13 protein-coding genes are annotated in these 15,128 nt (G+C 44.1%); 11 read left to right on the forward strand and 2 right to left on the reverse strand.

Annotation, left to right across the window (positions count from 1 at the left end; translation table 11 throughout):
• The first annotated feature begins 151 nt into the window (after positions 1-151).
• The 6 genes from FHS57_RS08135 (at position 152) to FHS57_RS08160 (ending at position 7,699) form a co-directional block, all read left to right on the forward strand.
• Positions 152-358 (forward strand): hypothetical protein, encoded by a 207-nt coding sequence (locus tag FHS57_RS08135; RefSeq protein ID WP_183972389.1) that lies wholly within the window; start codon positions 152-154, stop codon positions 356-358.
• Positions 359-369: 11 nt separating this feature from the next.
• Positions 370-1,827: an RNA-binding domain-containing protein gene (locus FHS57_RS08140; RefSeq protein ID WP_183972392.1), complete on the forward strand. Its 1,458-nt coding sequence runs from the start codon at positions 370-372 to the stop codon at positions 1,825-1,827.
• 52 nt (positions 1,828-1,879) lie between these two features.
• Positions 1,880-4,120, forward strand: coding sequence for a PglZ domain-containing protein (locus FHS57_RS08145; RefSeq protein ID WP_183972394.1), 2,241 nt, complete (start codon positions 1,880-1,882; stop codon positions 4,118-4,120).
• An 11-nt stretch (positions 4,121-4,131) separates the two neighbouring features.
• Positions 4,132-6,180, forward strand: a complete 2,049-nt coding sequence (gene brxL / locus FHS57_RS08150) for a protease Lon-related BREX system protein BrxL (RefSeq protein WP_183972396.1) — start codon at positions 4,132-4,134, stop codon at positions 6,178-6,180.
• Between the two features lie 386 nt (positions 6,181-6,566).
• Complete coding sequence (locus FHS57_RS08155) at positions 6,567-6,944, forward strand: ribosomal maturation YjgA family protein (RefSeq protein ID WP_183972399.1); 378 nt, start codon at positions 6,567-6,569, stop codon at positions 6,942-6,944.
• Positions 6,941-7,699: an oxygenase MpaB family protein gene (locus tag FHS57_RS08160; RefSeq protein ID WP_183972401.1), complete on the forward strand. Its 759-nt coding sequence runs from the start codon at positions 6,941-6,943 to the stop codon at positions 7,697-7,699. The genes FHS57_RS08155 and FHS57_RS08160 overlap by 4 nt, the downstream gene beginning before the upstream one ends.
• A 129-nt stretch (positions 7,700-7,828) precedes the next feature.
• Here FHS57_RS08160 and FHS57_RS08165 read toward each other — a convergent pair whose 3' ends face one another.
• Complete coding sequence (locus FHS57_RS08165) at positions 7,829-8,851, reverse strand: DUF6807 domain-containing protein (protein ID WP_183972404.1); 1,023 nt, start codon at positions 8,849-8,851, stop codon at positions 7,829-7,831.
• A 75-nt stretch (positions 8,852-8,926) separates the two neighbouring features.
• Here FHS57_RS08165 and FHS57_RS08170 point away from each other — a divergent pair, with 75 nt between their 5' ends.
• Positions 8,927-9,559, forward strand: a complete 633-nt coding sequence (locus tag FHS57_RS08170) for a ribonuclease H1 domain-containing protein (RefSeq protein ID WP_183972405.1) — start codon at positions 8,927-8,929, stop codon at positions 9,557-9,559.
• Positions 9,560-9,567: 8 nt separating this feature from the next.
• Here FHS57_RS08170 and FHS57_RS08175 read toward each other — a convergent pair whose 3' ends face one another.
• Positions 9,568-9,969 carry a hypothetical protein gene (locus tag FHS57_RS08175; protein WP_183972408.1) on the reverse strand — a complete coding sequence of 134 codons (402 nt, stop codon included), beginning with the start codon at positions 9,967-9,969 and terminating at the stop codon, positions 9,568-9,570.
• A gap of 26 nt (positions 9,970-9,995) precedes the next feature.
• On the opposite strand from FHS57_RS08175, the gene FHS57_RS08180 reads away from it, so the two are divergent.
• The 4 genes from FHS57_RS08180 to FHS57_RS08195 all read left to right on the forward strand — a co-directional run bounded on the left by FHS57_RS08180 (position 9,996) and on the right by FHS57_RS08195 (position 15,100).
• On the forward strand, positions 9,996-10,712 hold the full coding sequence (locus FHS57_RS08180) for a tRNA1(Val) (adenine(37)-N6)-methyltransferase (RefSeq protein WP_183972410.1): 717 nt from the start codon (positions 9,996-9,998) through the stop codon (positions 10,710-10,712).
• Positions 10,713-10,720: 8 nt separating this feature from the next.
• Positions 10,721-11,611 carry an oxygen-dependent coproporphyrinogen oxidase gene (hemF, locus tag FHS57_RS08185; protein WP_183972412.1) on the forward strand — a complete coding sequence of 297 codons (891 nt, stop codon included), beginning with the start codon at positions 10,721-10,723 and terminating at the stop codon, positions 11,609-11,611.
• 132 nt (positions 11,612-11,743) lie between these two features.
• The gene (locus FHS57_RS08190) at positions 11,744-14,401 is read left to right on the forward strand and encodes a DNA gyrase/topoisomerase IV subunit A (RefSeq protein ID WP_183972414.1); all 2,658 of its coding nucleotides are present in this window, start codon (positions 11,744-11,746) and stop codon (positions 14,399-14,401) included.
• A gap of 12 nt (positions 14,402-14,413) precedes the next feature.
• Positions 14,414-15,100: a SanA/YdcF family protein gene (locus FHS57_RS08195; RefSeq protein ID WP_310586980.1), complete on the forward strand. Its 687-nt coding sequence runs from the start codon at positions 14,414-14,416 to the stop codon at positions 15,098-15,100.
• Positions 15,101-15,128: the final 28 nt, after the last annotated feature.

Here is a 15,128-nt window from a genome sequence, read left to right on the forward strand (position 1 = left end):
ATTTACGGATTTAGATTGATAGAGGTACAAAAAAATCATATGCTCACAGCAGAAGATATAAAGCTGTTGGATAGAAGTGCTTGCTTCTGATGATGAAGGTGTAAATGAAGGTACAGTTGGAGGTAGGAAAAAAATACAATAGAAGTAACAGATGAAAGAGATCCGCCTGCAATTGCAGGAAATAGAAACCTTTGCCAAGAAAACAGATGAATTCATCGCCGAATGCTACGACCCCAAACTCGACGATGGCGTCGGTAAAAACATCGCCCCGCTGCAAGCCAAAGGAATGCTCCGGGCCGAGGTGCTGAAATCAGCCGGCAAAAACTCACAGTTACAGAAATATTTAAACGCTGATTAGTAAATTTGGAAATGAGAATAAACGAAATCATACAACAACCCGAAGGTCGTCGCTTGGAGTTCAAAGAAACCCTGCCCACGGTAGCCGACCTGACCAAAACCATCGTAGCCTTTGCCAACGATGCCGGTGGGGAGTTGTTTATCGGTATTCGCAATGAGCCGCGAGAAGTGGTGGGTATTCCGGAAGAAGACCTATTGAAGCTGGAAGAGCAGATCAGCAATCTCATCCATGACCACTGCTACCCCGTCATTGTCCCCGATATTTCTTTCTTTGGCGAAGCCACCGCCAAGGTGATCCGAGTTACTGTTTTCAGAGGCAGCAATCTTCCCTATTACTTAAAATCAAAAGGAAAATCAGAAGGTACTTTTATCCGAGTAGGCTCTACCAATCGCCAAGCCGATGCCGAGATCATTGCCGAACTGGAACGTCAAAAACGCAACATCTCTTTCGATAGTGAACCTATTTATGATAAAGCAGCCTCTGATTTCATGATCGAGCCTTTCCAAGTATTTTTCAAAGAAAAAACGGGTGAAGACCTCAATGAGGCGGCCTTAAAAAAACTGGACTTGTTAAAAGCATTTCAGGGCAATTGGATTCCTACCCACGCTTTTGCGCTTTTTTCTGAGTATGATTCAAGAAAAGAGTGGTTTCCTTATTCTAAAATTGAATGTGCCCGTTTTAAGGGAACTACCTCCGATCTGTTCATTGATCAAAAAACCATTGATGCCCACATCGGTATTCAGGCCGAATTGGCCTATGATTTTGTAATGCGACACATCAACCAAGGAGCAACGGTCAACGGAGTATATACCGAAAGCCGCTGGGAATATCCGGTCAAAGCCATCCGCGAAGCCCTGCGCAATGCCGTGGTGCATCGGGACTATTCCCTCACCGGAAAAGACATCAAAGTAGCGATTTACGATGATATGGTGGAAATCACCAGCCCCGGTAAGCTAATGCCCTCCATTGACTTCAACGAACTGGAAGCTCGCCAATCAGACATCCGCAATAAAATAATAGCTCCTCTCTTTAAAAAGATAGGCGTGATCGACCAATGGGGTAATGGACTGAAACTGATTGCGGATGAGCTCAAAGCCTACCCCGAAATAGAGTTCAAATGGTATGAGCGCGGGATTTCCTTTCAAGTACAGTTTATTAAGAAAGAGACTGGCCGTCAGCCGGAGTTACAGTCAGAGTTACAGTCAGAGTTGCAGTCAGAGTTACGAAAAGAGTCTCTTTATGGGGCTGTCTTACGGCTATTGAGCGATAAACCATTGAATACCGGAGAACTATCAGAACTGTTGGGTCAAAAAAACATATCCGGGCAGTTAAGAAAAGTGATTCGTAAACTTCACCAAGACCAACTGATTACAAACTTGATTCCCAACAACGTGAATCACCCTGCCCAAAGACATCAATTGACCGAAATGGGCCGAACGTTCTTAAAACAATTAAAGAACCAAAACTAACTTTTAATAGCGCACCCAGATATATCCCCCAATTCCTTGACCTTACCCAACCATGACAGAACAATGGCTCATTCAGGATATTAATAGGTTAATGCAGCACCGAAACCGCGTCGTATTGTTAGACCCTGCCAGTCGGTGCAGTTTTGTGCTTCCTATTTTGCAGCAAAATCAATTGACGGTATTCCAAACAGATGGAAGCCTAACAGCCCAATGGCAACAGGAAAAAGAAGAGCTTTTTTTGCGTTATGAAGCAGAAACCACCTGCAAGGACAGTCCGGTGGTATTTTATGTGACCCGTCCTCAAGATAAACTCAGCTTTTTGTTTGACCTCTGTTTTACGCATGGTTGCCTTGATTTAAGTCATCCGCAGGATTGGCTCAAAAAGAAAATATTTACCCATGCCGGTTTGCAGGTACAACTTGATAATCCCATGCTGCTTACTGCGGCAAAGTTAGGCATCGGCAAAGACCTCGGCTGGTGGAAGAAAATCGTGCAGGATTTAGAAGAAGTCATTGATTTGGAGGAAGAGCTGCTTCCTTTTGTCCATTCCCCCGAAGACTATCTGGACGTGAAAGAAACCGATGTCAGACGGCTGTTCGAAGAAAAAGTCCACGAACTATTGGGACAACAATACCTCAGCAAACCCGCCAAAACTTTGGCTGAAGAAGTAGTCAAAAAAATGCTGGACGGACTTGCCAACAACGAGATTTCGGATACATTGCTGCAACTGTATTATAAATGGGCCGATAGTACCACTTACCGCCCTTCGCTGGAACAATACATTCTGACTTATAAACTAAACGGGGTCGTCAATCCATGGAATGCCCATCCCGACCACTGTTTTGAAAAACTCGACCTGAGTGCACTTAGGCAGATAACGGAAAATTTCAGGGATAAATCATTCGTAAACGAGAAGCTGCAAAAGCTGAAACAAAGAATAAATGCCTCCAAAGCAAAAGTCTTTGTGCCGAATTGGTGGCAGGACGTATTGACCTTATTTGAGGTAAGTATCGAGCCGCTGTCAAAATGCCATAACCTGAATGCTTTTATCGACTACTATACGGGGACTTTCGCAAAGGTGGATAGAGCCATTCGTAATCTGTACGTTACCTTTCTGAACGACACCTCCATTATACGTCCTTTACAGGAATATTATGAAGGACTCAATGATGTAGTGCTGCAAACGTGGTTTACCTTCTCCAACGAATACACGTCTGATCAGCAGGGCTATTTGCCCCAGCTCCTGAAAACAGCAAAACCTAAAACGGCAGTGATAGTCGGTGATGGCGTACGCTACGAAATAGCCGATTACGTGGCTACCAAGCTACAGAAACAGTTTAAGGTTGACAGGCAAATAATGCTGGCGGATATGCCTTCCGAAACCGAGCATAACATGAGTGCTTTGTATATAGGCGGCCATGAAGTTGTGCCCATCCATAAGGACCGGGAAACAAGGTTGACAAAGTCATCGGCTAAGAATATTACGTACCTGCCTTTAGAACAACTGAACTATGGCATAGAGGCCGATTACCTGATCCTAACGTACAAGGATATTGACAGTGCCGGCGAAAAACTGCAACAGGGTGCTATAAAATTGTTCTCTGAGTTTGAAAACGTACTTATTGAGAAAATCAGCTTACTGCTTAACATCGGTTACCAGGAAGTATATCTCATCACCGATCATGGATTTGTGTTGACCGGTTTATTGGATGAAGCGGATAAAATTGACCCAATCACCGTAGGAAAGAAAGAGGTGCACGAGCGCTTTATCCGAACGATTGACAAACAGAACAACAACGAATGGTTGGCTTTTGAAGAACCCTATGCCGAATACAGGTATGTTTACGTAGCTAAAAACCACCGTCCTTTCAAATCAAAAGGCGTGTATGGCTTTTCCCATGGTGGTTTTACACCACAGGAGATCATCATTCCCAACTTTAAGTTTACCAAAGCAGGCCACCAAACCTCACAGTTGGAGGTGGTCATTGCGAATAAAGACGATTTGAAGGAAGTCCCGAGCGAATTATTTATGATCAAATTGGAAGCTGCAAAAACAGGCTTTAATCTGTTTGGGGAAAAGCGGAAAGTTCAAATAAAACTATACGCTGGTAACAAAGAATACCAAAGCAGTGACATTATTACCCTGGAAACAGGCAAAGGGGACCAAAAAGAATTTTCGTTCAACCACAACCAACAGGTGCAGGCGGTCATCGTGGACGCATCAACGCAGGAACAATTGGATACGGTAATCATTAAGAAATCAAACCTCCGTGATTTGGGCGGTTTACTTTAATACAAAAGGGTATGATCGTTTTAGACGAATTAGATAAAAAAGCATTAGAAAATTTCAGAGGTTTTGTGGTCAAGAAAGACCTCGTAGGAATCATCAAAGGCGGTGCAAATGTCCCAGCGTTTGTGCTGGAATACCTATTGGCCAATACATGCAGTACAGACGACGAAGAGATTTTAAAAGAAGGGATGGAGAATGTGAAAAGAATTCTTCGCGACCATTACGTCAATCCGGAAGAAAGTACCTTGATTCAGTCCAAGCTGAGAGAAAAAGGCCGATATAAAATTATTGACAAGGTGTCGGTAGAGCTTGTGCCTTCCGAAGACAGATACTATGCATCTATCAGCAATAGCAACATCCGAAAAGCAACCATCAGTGACGAGTTGGTAAAAAGCCACGAGAAACTGTTGCTAGGCGGTATATGGGCCATTATTGATATGGAATACGACCCGATGATTACCAACGGGACCAAAATAAACCCCTTTGTTGTTCGGGACATAAAACCCATTCAGTTATCCAGCTTTGACAATTCAAAGATTGCTGAAAAGCGGAAAGATTTTACCAAAGACGAATGGAAGACTTTATTGCTGCGCAGTGCGGGTTATGAGCCACTCAGTGAGGGCTTGGATGAGCGAAAACTAACCCTACTCTTATGCCGTTTGATACCACTGGTAGAAGCCAATTTCAACATGGTGGAATTGGGGCCCCGTTCTTCCGGTAAATCCTATATCTACAAAGAAATTACCCCCTATGCCATTTTGATTTCAGGAGGTCAGGGCTCAGTAGCGCAATTGTTTGTGAACAACACAACGGGAAGAGTGGGGGCGGTTGGTTTGTGGGATGCTATTTGTTTTGATGAAAGTACCGATAAGCTCTTCAAAGACCGGGACGCCATTCCTTTGATGAAAGACTTCATGGAATCAGGATCATTTTCAAGGGCAAAGGGCGGCGAAATTTCCGGGTCGGCATCCATCATTCTAAACGGTAATATCAATCAACCCGTTGAAACAGTTTTACGGACTTCCCATTTATTCAGTCCATTATCTGATGAAGTAAACTTTGATACCGCTTTTTTAGACCGTATCAATCTTTTCTTACCGGGCTGGGAGATCACAAAGTTCAGTCCCAAAAACTTTACCAATCACTTTGGCTTCAGTACCGATTTCTTTTCGGAGATTTTAAAGTCACAGCGCAAAACCACCTACTACGATGCCATTGATAAGTACTTTACGCTGGGTGCCCATCTAAAACAAAGGGATTCAAAATCAGTCCGTCGAATCGTTTCAGGCTTCATTAAGCTCCTCCATCCAGATGGCGTCTTTTCCAAAAATGACATCAGGGGGTATTTGGTCATCGCCATGGAAATGCGCAGAAGAGTCAAAGAGCAATTAAAGCGCATTGGCGGGATGGAGTTCTGGGACACCAATTTCTCTTACATTGATAAAGAAACGCAGGAAGAAATCTTTGTGGGCTTACCCGAGGAAAGAGGGTCAAATCTTATTGAAAGCAACCCACTTTCACCCGGGGTATGTTATACCGCCACCAGTGACGGCGATACAACCTCTTTGGTAAAAATTGAAGTAGTGGCTCTCCGTGGTACTGGCAAGATAAATGTGACGGGTACCAATAACCAAGAGGTCAAAGAAAATATCAAAAACACCTATAATTACCTACGAGCCAATGAAAAAAGCATCTTGAATGAACAGCATTCCCTTATGGGCTATGACCTGAATATTCAGGTTAGCAATTTGATGGGGGCTTATATTAGCGGAGGTATAGGATGTGCCGTCTATGTGGGTATTATATCAGCGATATACAAGAAAAACTTAAAGGGAGGATTGGCAGTACTCGGCAATATTTCCATTGGCGGTGCGGTAGAAAGGGCGCTACACTTTGCGGAAAAAGTAACCCTGCTTTCAGAAAACGGTGCTAAAACGGTGTTGGTACCTATGGATAATTTAAGCGAGATGACTATGTTACCTCAAAGCATCCTTGGTAAAACCGATACTCCGTTTTATGTAAACAGTCAGATGTTGTTACAAAAAGCAGTGATAGGGGAGTAAATATAAAATTTACGGAGTATAGAGGTAAACAATCACATGAATATTCGATGAGTTGATTTTAAAGCTTTCTAGTGGATCCTAAGATTTTGAAGGCTTTACATTGTCATAGTAAAGTAAAATCACAGCTTTTTGATACCCCCAATGATACCTACATTTAAAAATAAATCTAACTATTTGATAATCACCACTAATTTTCAGTCCCGTCCGGGCCGCCAACATAAATTGAAAAGCTCAGAGAAATCTGAGCTTTTTTTGTTTGAGCTTCATTCTGTCGCTTGTCAAGCCCTTCTCTTAACAAGTTGATACAATCATCTATTTAAATTTTGTAAAGAATCATTTTTATTTTCCTATCATTTTATTTTACTTTGTAAATAAAAGTACTTTTAATGTTTTTTCAAAAACAATACAGTGCAGTGGCTTTTTTCTTGTTATTGATTGAAATTGCTATTGCATTATTCGTTCACGATGCTTTTTTGCGCCCATTTGGTGGCGATTTCTTGGTGGTTATTTTGGTCTATGCCACCCTCCGCGGTTTTACGCGACTTAGTGTATATGGGGCATTAACAAGTACATTGCTCTTTGCGTATTCAATTGAAATTCTCCAATTTTTCAATTATGTCCAACTTTTAAGGTTGGAACACTTCAAAATTGCACGTGTGATAATGGGGACGAGCTTTTCTTGGCTAGATATGCTTGCTTACACGGCTGGAGTTCTGTTCGTATTGATTGTTGAAAAAAATCTTCTTCCAAAAATAGCTAAATGAAACACTTTGTCGCGCCCAATTCCATCGTTCGAACAATATGGGGGAAAGCCGATACCATCTTGTTTATTTTTGCGGGGGCATCGGCCGAATTTGCCCTCAATAAAGCCGTCGATTGGCTGTATTTTACGGGTAAATTGCCCTCTGACCCGCTTGGTCGGTTATTTTCGACGGTGGCTTACGCTCGTCAAATTGTGTTTTCGGAGGAGGAACAAGCCCTTCAGTCCATTGATAAAATCGCCGCTATCCACCAAGCCGTAGAACAAAAAAGAGCCGCTCAAATCCCCGATTGGGCGTACCGCGATGTGCTTTTTATGCTGATTGATTATTCCATTCGTTCGTTTGAAGTGCTTGAACGAAAATTAACCCAAGAAGAAAAGGAAGAAACGTTCGACGTATTTTATCGGGTAGGGGCTAGAATGGGCCTCAGAGGGCTGCCGACTACTTTTGAAGACTGGCAAAGAATGCGTGAAGAACACTTGCAGGATAATTTAATGGCCAGCGAATTTACCCATGACCTGTACCGCCAATACCAAAAACATTTGGGGACTGTTCGCTTTTTTATTCTAAAGCAAGCCCAAACGTTAGTCGTTCCTCAAAGGGTTAATCGGCTTTTGGGACTTGGATGGATTCCACTTTTTGCACCTGTGATTGCTACATACAAGTTGTTTAGGTACCTAAAGCTGGAAAATTTACTAAAGGATACCATTTTACCTACGGCCTACAAACCCCAAATAGCTGCGCTTGATACTCGGTAAACCAAACCTAAATTGATACTCGGTCAGACGACAGTCAGACCGAATACAATTCGGGTAGGTACTTGGCCTGACTATCATCGTTACTTGCTCTTATTGGGTCTGACTATCGTCTGACCAAGGCTACCAAGGCTACTTCCCAAAATCTGTTGCGATTTTATTGATTTGGTCGTCAGAAAGGGTTTTGGAAGCGATGACCGTGCGGTATCGGAAAGTAGTGGATTCGCCGTTTTTGAGCGTCAGATTAAGATTTTCTTTACCCTTACTGAAAATATCTTGTCCAAGCGGGTTGGCGGCAAAAAGACCGTAGCCACGGGCGTGCCAGTAGGTAGGATACCCCACATTTTTTGGGTGGTCGAGAATAACGACATTGATGGTCTCGTCGCCAATCTTTCCGCGAAGGTTGCACCAACGGCCGCGCGTACTCCAAACGTTATCGCCTTCAACTCCTTCACTGGTTCGGTAACTCCCCGTAATACCCGTGTTGTCCATCGACGAAACTTTGGTCACTACCCCATAAGCATCCGTAAACTCAGAAGGCCCCGTAGAAGGATGTTCCAATTGTCGAGCAACGCGAATGGCAAACATGCCGTCTTTTACGTCTTTAAACACTACCTCGGTTTTGGCAGTTAGCGTAGTGATGCGGTCAACGGTGCGGGTGGTAGCGTCTCCCTTAAAAATATACGTGGTGGTTTCGGTCAACATCAGGCCACCATTTTTGTCGAGCCAGTCGGCCGTAACGGTAAGGGTACCTTCGTTTTTGCCACCTTTCATGTTGGTGATTCCCGTATGAACGATGGTGCCGTAGGTGTGTTTGGCGTGATCTACTTTCGTGGAGTTGTTCCAAAAGTCGTGGGCATTGACCGATTCATAGTTGAGCCACATCCCGACGTGGTGCGGGTGGTCCACGCGTTCGCCCGTACGAGGTTTGATGGGCCAGCCGCGCGTAATTTCAGTACCTTGGGCAGTAAGTAGAGGGTAAAGTACTGCTTTTTTTAAAACATCGGGGCCTGGATAAAAATAACTGGTAAAAGGCTTGCCATCGATTGTAACGTCGATTTTCTTTTCGGTTTCGTTGGGGGTGAGGACAACCCCTTTTTGGGCGATGGCTAAACTTGAAAGTGCCAAAGCGCCCACTAAAAAAGGAAATTTCATAGAATTTGTAGTGGAATTTCCTTCTAAAGGCGTTGAGATTCCGTTTTTACCCCGTACTTTCTTTAAGTTTGTAGCATGGCAAAAAAACGAAAATTTTACGTAGTCTGGGAAGGCCGCCGTCGAGGGGTGTTTACGGAGTGGGACGAGTGCGAGGCGCAAATCAAAGGTTTTGCTGAAGCAAAATACAAGTCATTCGATTCATTGAAGGAAGCAGAAGCTGCCCTTAGCAAAAGTTATTGGGAGTTTATTACCCCTAGCAAAGCCAAGCCTGTGCTCAAAGAAGCCCCTGCCAATGTGGGCAAACCCAACCCTGAAAGTATTGCGGTAGATGCCGCGTGGAATACCGCCACGGGCGACATGGAGTACCAAGGCGTCTATGTGCGCACGGGTCAAAAACTTTTTCATCAAGGGCCGTTTCAGGACGGTACAAACAACATTGGGGAGTTTTTGGCGATTGTACACGGCTTGGCGTATCTCCAAAAACACCAGAGCAATCTGCCGATTTATACCGATTCTAAAACGGCAATGAGCTGGATTAAGCGGAAACACGCCAATACCAAATTGGAAGTAACGCCGCGTAACAAAGCCCTCTTTGAAATGCTTCAACGGGCAGAAGAATGGCTTTCAAAAAATAAATTTACCAACGCCATCGTGAAGTGGGAAACGGAATATTGGGGAGAAAATCCCGCAGATTTTGGCCGCAAATAGCTAAATTTTCATCTGCCCAACGCGATTCGGCCACACAGAATGGACGCCACGATAGTAATAGGTGTAAAAAGTAACGTTTCAAGCGACGAAATGGCAGCGAGGTTTCCAAGGGTGTTTAAAGCAAATATTCCCGCAAAAATCCATAACAGTACGGTCGCCACTTTTTTTAAGTTAGCATATTTTGTTCGTCCGTGGACTTGGATGAGTATAAATAATAGTAGTAAATTGGACATGGATATAAGCTCAAACGCAATCATCTGCTCTTGATTTTCGAGCCGTCCACCCCAAACATAGTTATGGGGTATGAGTCCAATAATAACACAAAGTTGAAATGCCAGACCAAAGCCAATAAGGGCGTACATGATGTACTGGGCAATGGAGTAAGGGATTTGTTTTAGATAATTATTCATACATCATTTTTTATAAAGGTAAGACAATGGGACGTAGTTCAAACCCCTATTTTAAATTCAAACAATTTACTGTCTGGCACGACCGCAGTTCATTGCGCGTATGTACAGAAGCCTGTTTGTTGGGGGCGTATGCGTCGGTGGACGGGGTGAAAAAAGGGTTAGATATTGGTACAGGTACGGGGGTGTTGGCCTTAATGCTGGCGCAAAGGAACGAAAATTTACACATCGACGCCATTGAAATTGAGCAATCTAGCGCCGAACAAGCCCAAGAAAATGTTAGCCAAAGTCCCTTTGCCGAACGTATTCAGGTGTATAAAACCGCCCTCCAAAATTGGAAGAAAGAAAAGGGCTACGATTTTATTATCAGCAATCCGCCATTTTTTGAAAATCACTTGCTTTCTACCAACGAAATTAAAAACCAAGCCCTGCACGCCGAAAGCCTTTCTTTGGTCGAATTAGCCAATTCAGTGGCTAGTTTACTGCAAAAAAAAGGCCGATTTGTGGTATTATTACCTCCCTTTGAAACCCAAAAAATGACGGAACTCTTGCAGGGAAAAGGACTTTGGCCTGTCCAGCAACTTCAGATTTTTCAACGAGAAGAAAAAGCACTTTTTCGACTTATAACGACCTTCCAGTGGCACAATAAGCCATTGCAGATAGAGAAACTTACCATTCACGAAGGAGACGGTAAGTATTCTGAGGGTTTTCGTACTTTATTAAAGGACTATTATTTGATATTCTAAATTAAAAAATGCGTAACACGATTTCTGATTACTTCCAACAGTTACAAGACCAAATCTGTGCAGCCATCGAACAAACCGACGGAAAAGGCAAGTTTCATGAAGACCTTTGGCAACACCACGGCGGTGGCGGTGGCCGAACGCGCTTGATTCAGGCGGGAACTATCCTTGAAAAAGGAGGCGTCAATTTTTCGGCGGTGCAGGGACAAACATCCGAGGCACTTATGAAACAAATGAACCTCACCGAACGGGCCGATTATTTTGCCACGGGGGTCTCGATTGTCATGCACCCTGTGAGCCCGATGGTTCCCATCATTCACATGAACGTTCGCTACTTTGAGATGTCCAACGGCACTAGCTGGTTTGGGGGAGGAATTGACCTGACGCCACATTACGTCGTTGATGAGGATGCTCGTTGGTTTCACCAACAACTCAAAGCTACCTGCGATGCCCACGATGTCAATTATTATCCCAAATTTAAAAATTGGGCGGATGATTATTTCTTCTTGCCTCACCGTCAAGAAACCCGTGGCGTGGGCGGAATATTCTTCGATTATTTAAAACCAACTTCCGACGACCATAAAAATCAGGTGTTTGAATTTGTCAAAGCAGTGGGCGAAACCTTTGCGCCAACTTATACGGCATTGATGAAAAAAAACGCTGATATTCCGTATAGTGAGCAAGAAAAAGCGTGGCAGTTGGTCCGCCGTGGGCGTTATGTGGAATTTAATCTGGTGTGGGACCGTGGCACAAAATTTGGACTAGAAACGGGCGGGCGAACGGAATCAATCTTAATGAGTTTGCCCCCATTGGCAGGCTGGGAGTACGACTATAAGCCCGCTCCACAATCGCGCGAAGAATACACGCTTTCGATGCTAAAAAAAGGCATTGAGTGGGTATAAAACGCGATTTTTGGACATTTTTTTGTATATTTACGTGTTAAAAAATTGTAATTTACCAATAGCGATTGAGCGACTATTTTTGGTAAAAGAGTTTGCAAAACTCTTAAATTACGTGGCACTCAATACGAACCGATGAGCGAAATCAACGACACTTTACCCGAAGACCAAAATCTCCCTGAACACACCCGCCACGACCAGTTGGTGGTGTCGGATATGTACCAAAACTGGTTTTTGGAATATGCTTCTTATGTAATTCTAGAGCGTGCTGTTCCTAACATTGAGGATGGCCTGAAACCTGTGCAGCGTCGTATTCTTCATGCACTGAAAGAAATGGACGACGGGCGCTTTAACAAAGTAGCCAACGTGATTGGGGCTACCATGCAATTTCACCCGCACGGGGATGCGTCTATCAACGAAGCGATTGTCAACATGGGTCAAAAAGACTTGGTGTTTGATACGCAAGGTAGTTGGGGTGACATCCGAACGGGCGATGGTGCCGCCGCCGCTCGTTATATCGAAGTGCGCCTTTCTAAGTTTGGCAACGACGTTATTTTTAACGAAGATACGACCGAGTGGCAAATGAGCTACGACGGCCGTAAGCGAGAGCCTGTCACGCTGCCTGTGAAGTTTCCGTTGCTGTTGGCCATGGGGGTGGAAGGAATTGCCGTGGGGCTTTCGACCAAAATCATGCCGCATAATTTTGTGGAATTGATTGAGGCGTCAATGGCTTATTTGAAAGGATTGCCGTTTACGTTATATCCTGATTTCCCAACGGGAGGGTTTGTCGATGTAACCAACTACAACGATGGACTACGAAGCGGGAAAATTCGCGTGCGGGCCAAAATTGAAGAGCTTGATAAGAAAACGTTGGTGATTCGTGAAATTCCGTTTGGAACAACCACGACTTCCATCAAGGATTCGATTATCAAGGCCAGCGAGGAAGGGAAAATTAAGATTAAAAAACCCGAAAAGGGAATGCAAGCGGTGGAAGACCTCACGGCACGGGACGTGGAGATTGTTATCCACCTTGCTCCAGGCGTTTCGCCCGACATTACCATTGATGCTTTGTATGCTTTTACGGAGTGTGAGGTAAGTATCTCGCCCAATGCCTGCGTGATTATCGACGAAAAACCCCACTTTGTGACGGTTTCTCAAATCTTAAAAACGTGTACCGATCAAACCGTCCATTTGCTCAAACGTGAACTAGAAATCAAACGATTTGAGCTAAAAGAAAAACTTTTATACAGTTCGTTAGAGAAAATCTTTATCGAAAATCGCATTTATCGCGATATTGAAGAGTGTGAAACGTTTGAGGCGGTTATTCAAACGATTGATGCGGGGTTGACGCCTTACAAAAATGACTTTTACCGCGAAATCGTAGAAGAGGATATTCTTCGCCTGACCGAATTGCGCATCAAACGTATTTCAAAATACGATGCGTTTAAGGCAGATGAAGCCATGAAACGCCTTGAGGCGGAGTTGGCCGAAGTGGAAGATAACCTCGTTCATTTGACACGCTATGCCATCAATTATTTCAAAGAGTTGTTGAAAAAATATGGTAAAGACCGTGGGCGTCGTACCGAAATTCGTTCGTTTAATACCATTGCGGCGACCGTCGTTGCGGCTGCGAACCAAAAACTGTACGTCAACCGTGAAGAAGGTTTTATCGGTTATGGCTTGAAAAAAGATGAATACGTCATGGATTGTTCGGACATCGATGACATCATTGTTTTTCGCCGCGACGGTAAATACAAAGTGGTACGCGTAGCCGATAAGGTTTTTGTGGGCAAAGACATATTTTACGTGTCGGTGTTTAAGAAAAACGACGAACGCAAAATATACAATGTATCCTACCTTGACGGAAAATCGGGGGTGAGTTATGCCAAACGTTTTGCCGTAACGGGCATCACGCGCGACAAAGAATACGACGTGTCATTGGGGACAAACAAGTCAAAAATGACCTATTTTAGTGCCAACGACAACGGAGAAGCAGAAATAATTACCGTAAGTCTAACGGCCCAAAGTACGGCCCGAATCAAGATTTTTGATTTTGATTTTTCTAAGTTAGCGGTCAAAAATCGCTCGGCCATGGGAAATGTACTGACCAAGTATCCCGTCCGTAAAATTGCCTTTAAATCGGCAGGTGCCTCAACACTCGGCGGCGTTGACTTGTGGTACGACGAAGTGCTAGGTCGATTAAACCGTGACGATCGGGGACGTTATTTGGGTAACTTTGACAATGGTGACCTAATTCTGGTTCTTTACAAAGAAGGGACGTACGAACTTACCAGCTTTGATTTGACCAACCGTTACGAACCCAAAGAGTTGGTGCTTTTGGAGAAGTTTGTTCCCGAAAAACCAATTACGGCAGTTTATTACGAATCGGTACAAAAAAATTACTTTGCCAAGCGTTTTAAAATAGAAACCACAACCACTGATAAGAAATTTTCGTTTATTGGTGAAAACAAAGGATCTAAAATCGTTTTTGTTTCGACGGACGTACATCCACGCATGGAAGTGGTGATAGAAAAGAGCAAAACGGAGAACCAAGTTGAGCAACATACTTTGGACGAATTTGTGGAGGTAAGAGGCTGGAAAGCCCTGGGAAATCGGGTTTCTGCTTTAAAAATCAAAGAAATAAAGCAGCTCGAATCTATTCAAGCGGAAATAGCCGAACCAGAAATTGTTGAAAATGAACCTGAAATAGCCGCGCCGTCTGATGAAGACGAAACGCCACCACAAACCCCACCCGCAGCTCCCGATGAGACGGGGCAGCTGGGGTTGTTCTAAAAAACTAGCAATGTGAAAACCGCTTTTTTACATATCAACGCCATTCGCCATTCGCGCCGTTTGCGGGTCTCTTTGATGAAAAAGCTCATCAAAGCAGGCTTGTGGTCGGTATTTGGGGTGGTAGTGGCAGTGTTGCTATGTAACTGGATTGTGGTACTAACGACCCGTCACAAGGTGTTTTTTGACGTTTCCTCGCTGCCTTCCAACGATGTTGGGCTGGTGTTGGGTACTAGCAAATACGTAGCTCGGGGGAAAGAGAACCTGTTTTTTAAGTACCGCATGGAAGCTTCGGCGCTGTTGTTCAAAGAAGGAAAAGTCAAGTACTTGATTTTGAGCGGTAACAAGGAAGCGGAAACCTACGACGAACCCAAAGCGATGAAACAAGCCTTGACAAAATTGGGGATTCCTGAAGATGTCATGTTGCTTGATACCGCGGGCTATCGAACGTTTGACTCCGTAGTGCGGTGTCGCGAGATATATGGACAAGAACGGGTGACGGTGATTTCTCAAAATTTCCACAATGCCCGAGCGCTTTACTTAGCCGAACATGAAGGGATGGATGCCGTCGGATTTGCCGCGCAAGATGTCCCCAATGGCTATTCGCTAAAAACATTGCTCCGTGAGTACCTTGCCCGTCCTAAGGCGATGTTGGACGTATATGTCCTCAAACCCGAAGCGGGGGTGCGAGAAGGGGAGTGAACCAACCAACCTCCCGAAAGTTTTAAAC

This window comes from Runella defluvii, from assembly GCF_014195535.1.
Classification (GTDB): Bacteria; Bacteroidota; Bacteroidia; order Cytophagales; family Spirosomataceae; genus Runella; species Runella defluvii.

Bases quoted from the DNA above. Each gene is read 5' to 3' on its own strand.
- FHS57_RS08135 (WP_183972389.1), top strand. From the start codon at position 152: ATGAAAGAGATCCGCCTGCAATTGCAGGAAATAGAAACCTTTGCCAAG.
- hemF (WP_183972412.1), top strand. From the start codon at position 10,721: ATGCGTAACACGATTTCTGATTACTTCCAACAGTTACAAGACCAAATC.
- FHS57_RS08155 (WP_183972399.1), top strand. From the start codon at position 6,567: ATGTTTTTTCAAAAACAATACAGTGCAGTGGCTTTTTTCTTGTTATTG.
- brxL (WP_183972396.1), top strand. From the start codon at position 4,132: ATGATCGTTTTAGACGAATTAGATAAAAAAGCATTAGAAAATTTCAGA.
- FHS57_RS08160 (WP_183972401.1), top strand. From the start codon at position 6,941: ATGAAACACTTTGTCGCGCCCAATTCCATCGTTCGAACAATATGGGGG.
- FHS57_RS08140 (WP_183972392.1), top strand. From the start codon at position 370: ATGAGAATAAACGAAATCATACAACAACCCGAAGGTCGTCGCTTGGAG.
- FHS57_RS08175 (WP_183972408.1), bottom strand. From the start codon at position 9,969: ATGAATAATTATCTAAAACAAATCCCTTACTCCATTGCCCAGTACATC.
- FHS57_RS08180 (WP_183972410.1), top strand. From the start codon at position 9,996: ATGGGACGTAGTTCAAACCCCTATTTTAAATTCAAACAATTTACTGTC.
- FHS57_RS08190 (WP_183972414.1), top strand. From the start codon at position 11,744: ATGAGCGAAATCAACGACACTTTACCCGAAGACCAAAATCTCCCTGAA.
- FHS57_RS08145 (WP_183972394.1), top strand. From the start codon at position 1,880: ATGACAGAACAATGGCTCATTCAGGATATTAATAGGTTAATGCAGCAC.
- FHS57_RS08165 (WP_183972404.1), bottom strand. From the start codon at position 8,851: ATGAAATTTCCTTTTTTAGTGGGCGCTTTGGCACTTTCAAGTTTAGCC.
- FHS57_RS08170 (WP_183972405.1), top strand. From the start codon at position 8,927: ATGGCAAAAAAACGAAAATTTTACGTAGTCTGGGAAGGCCGCCGTCGA.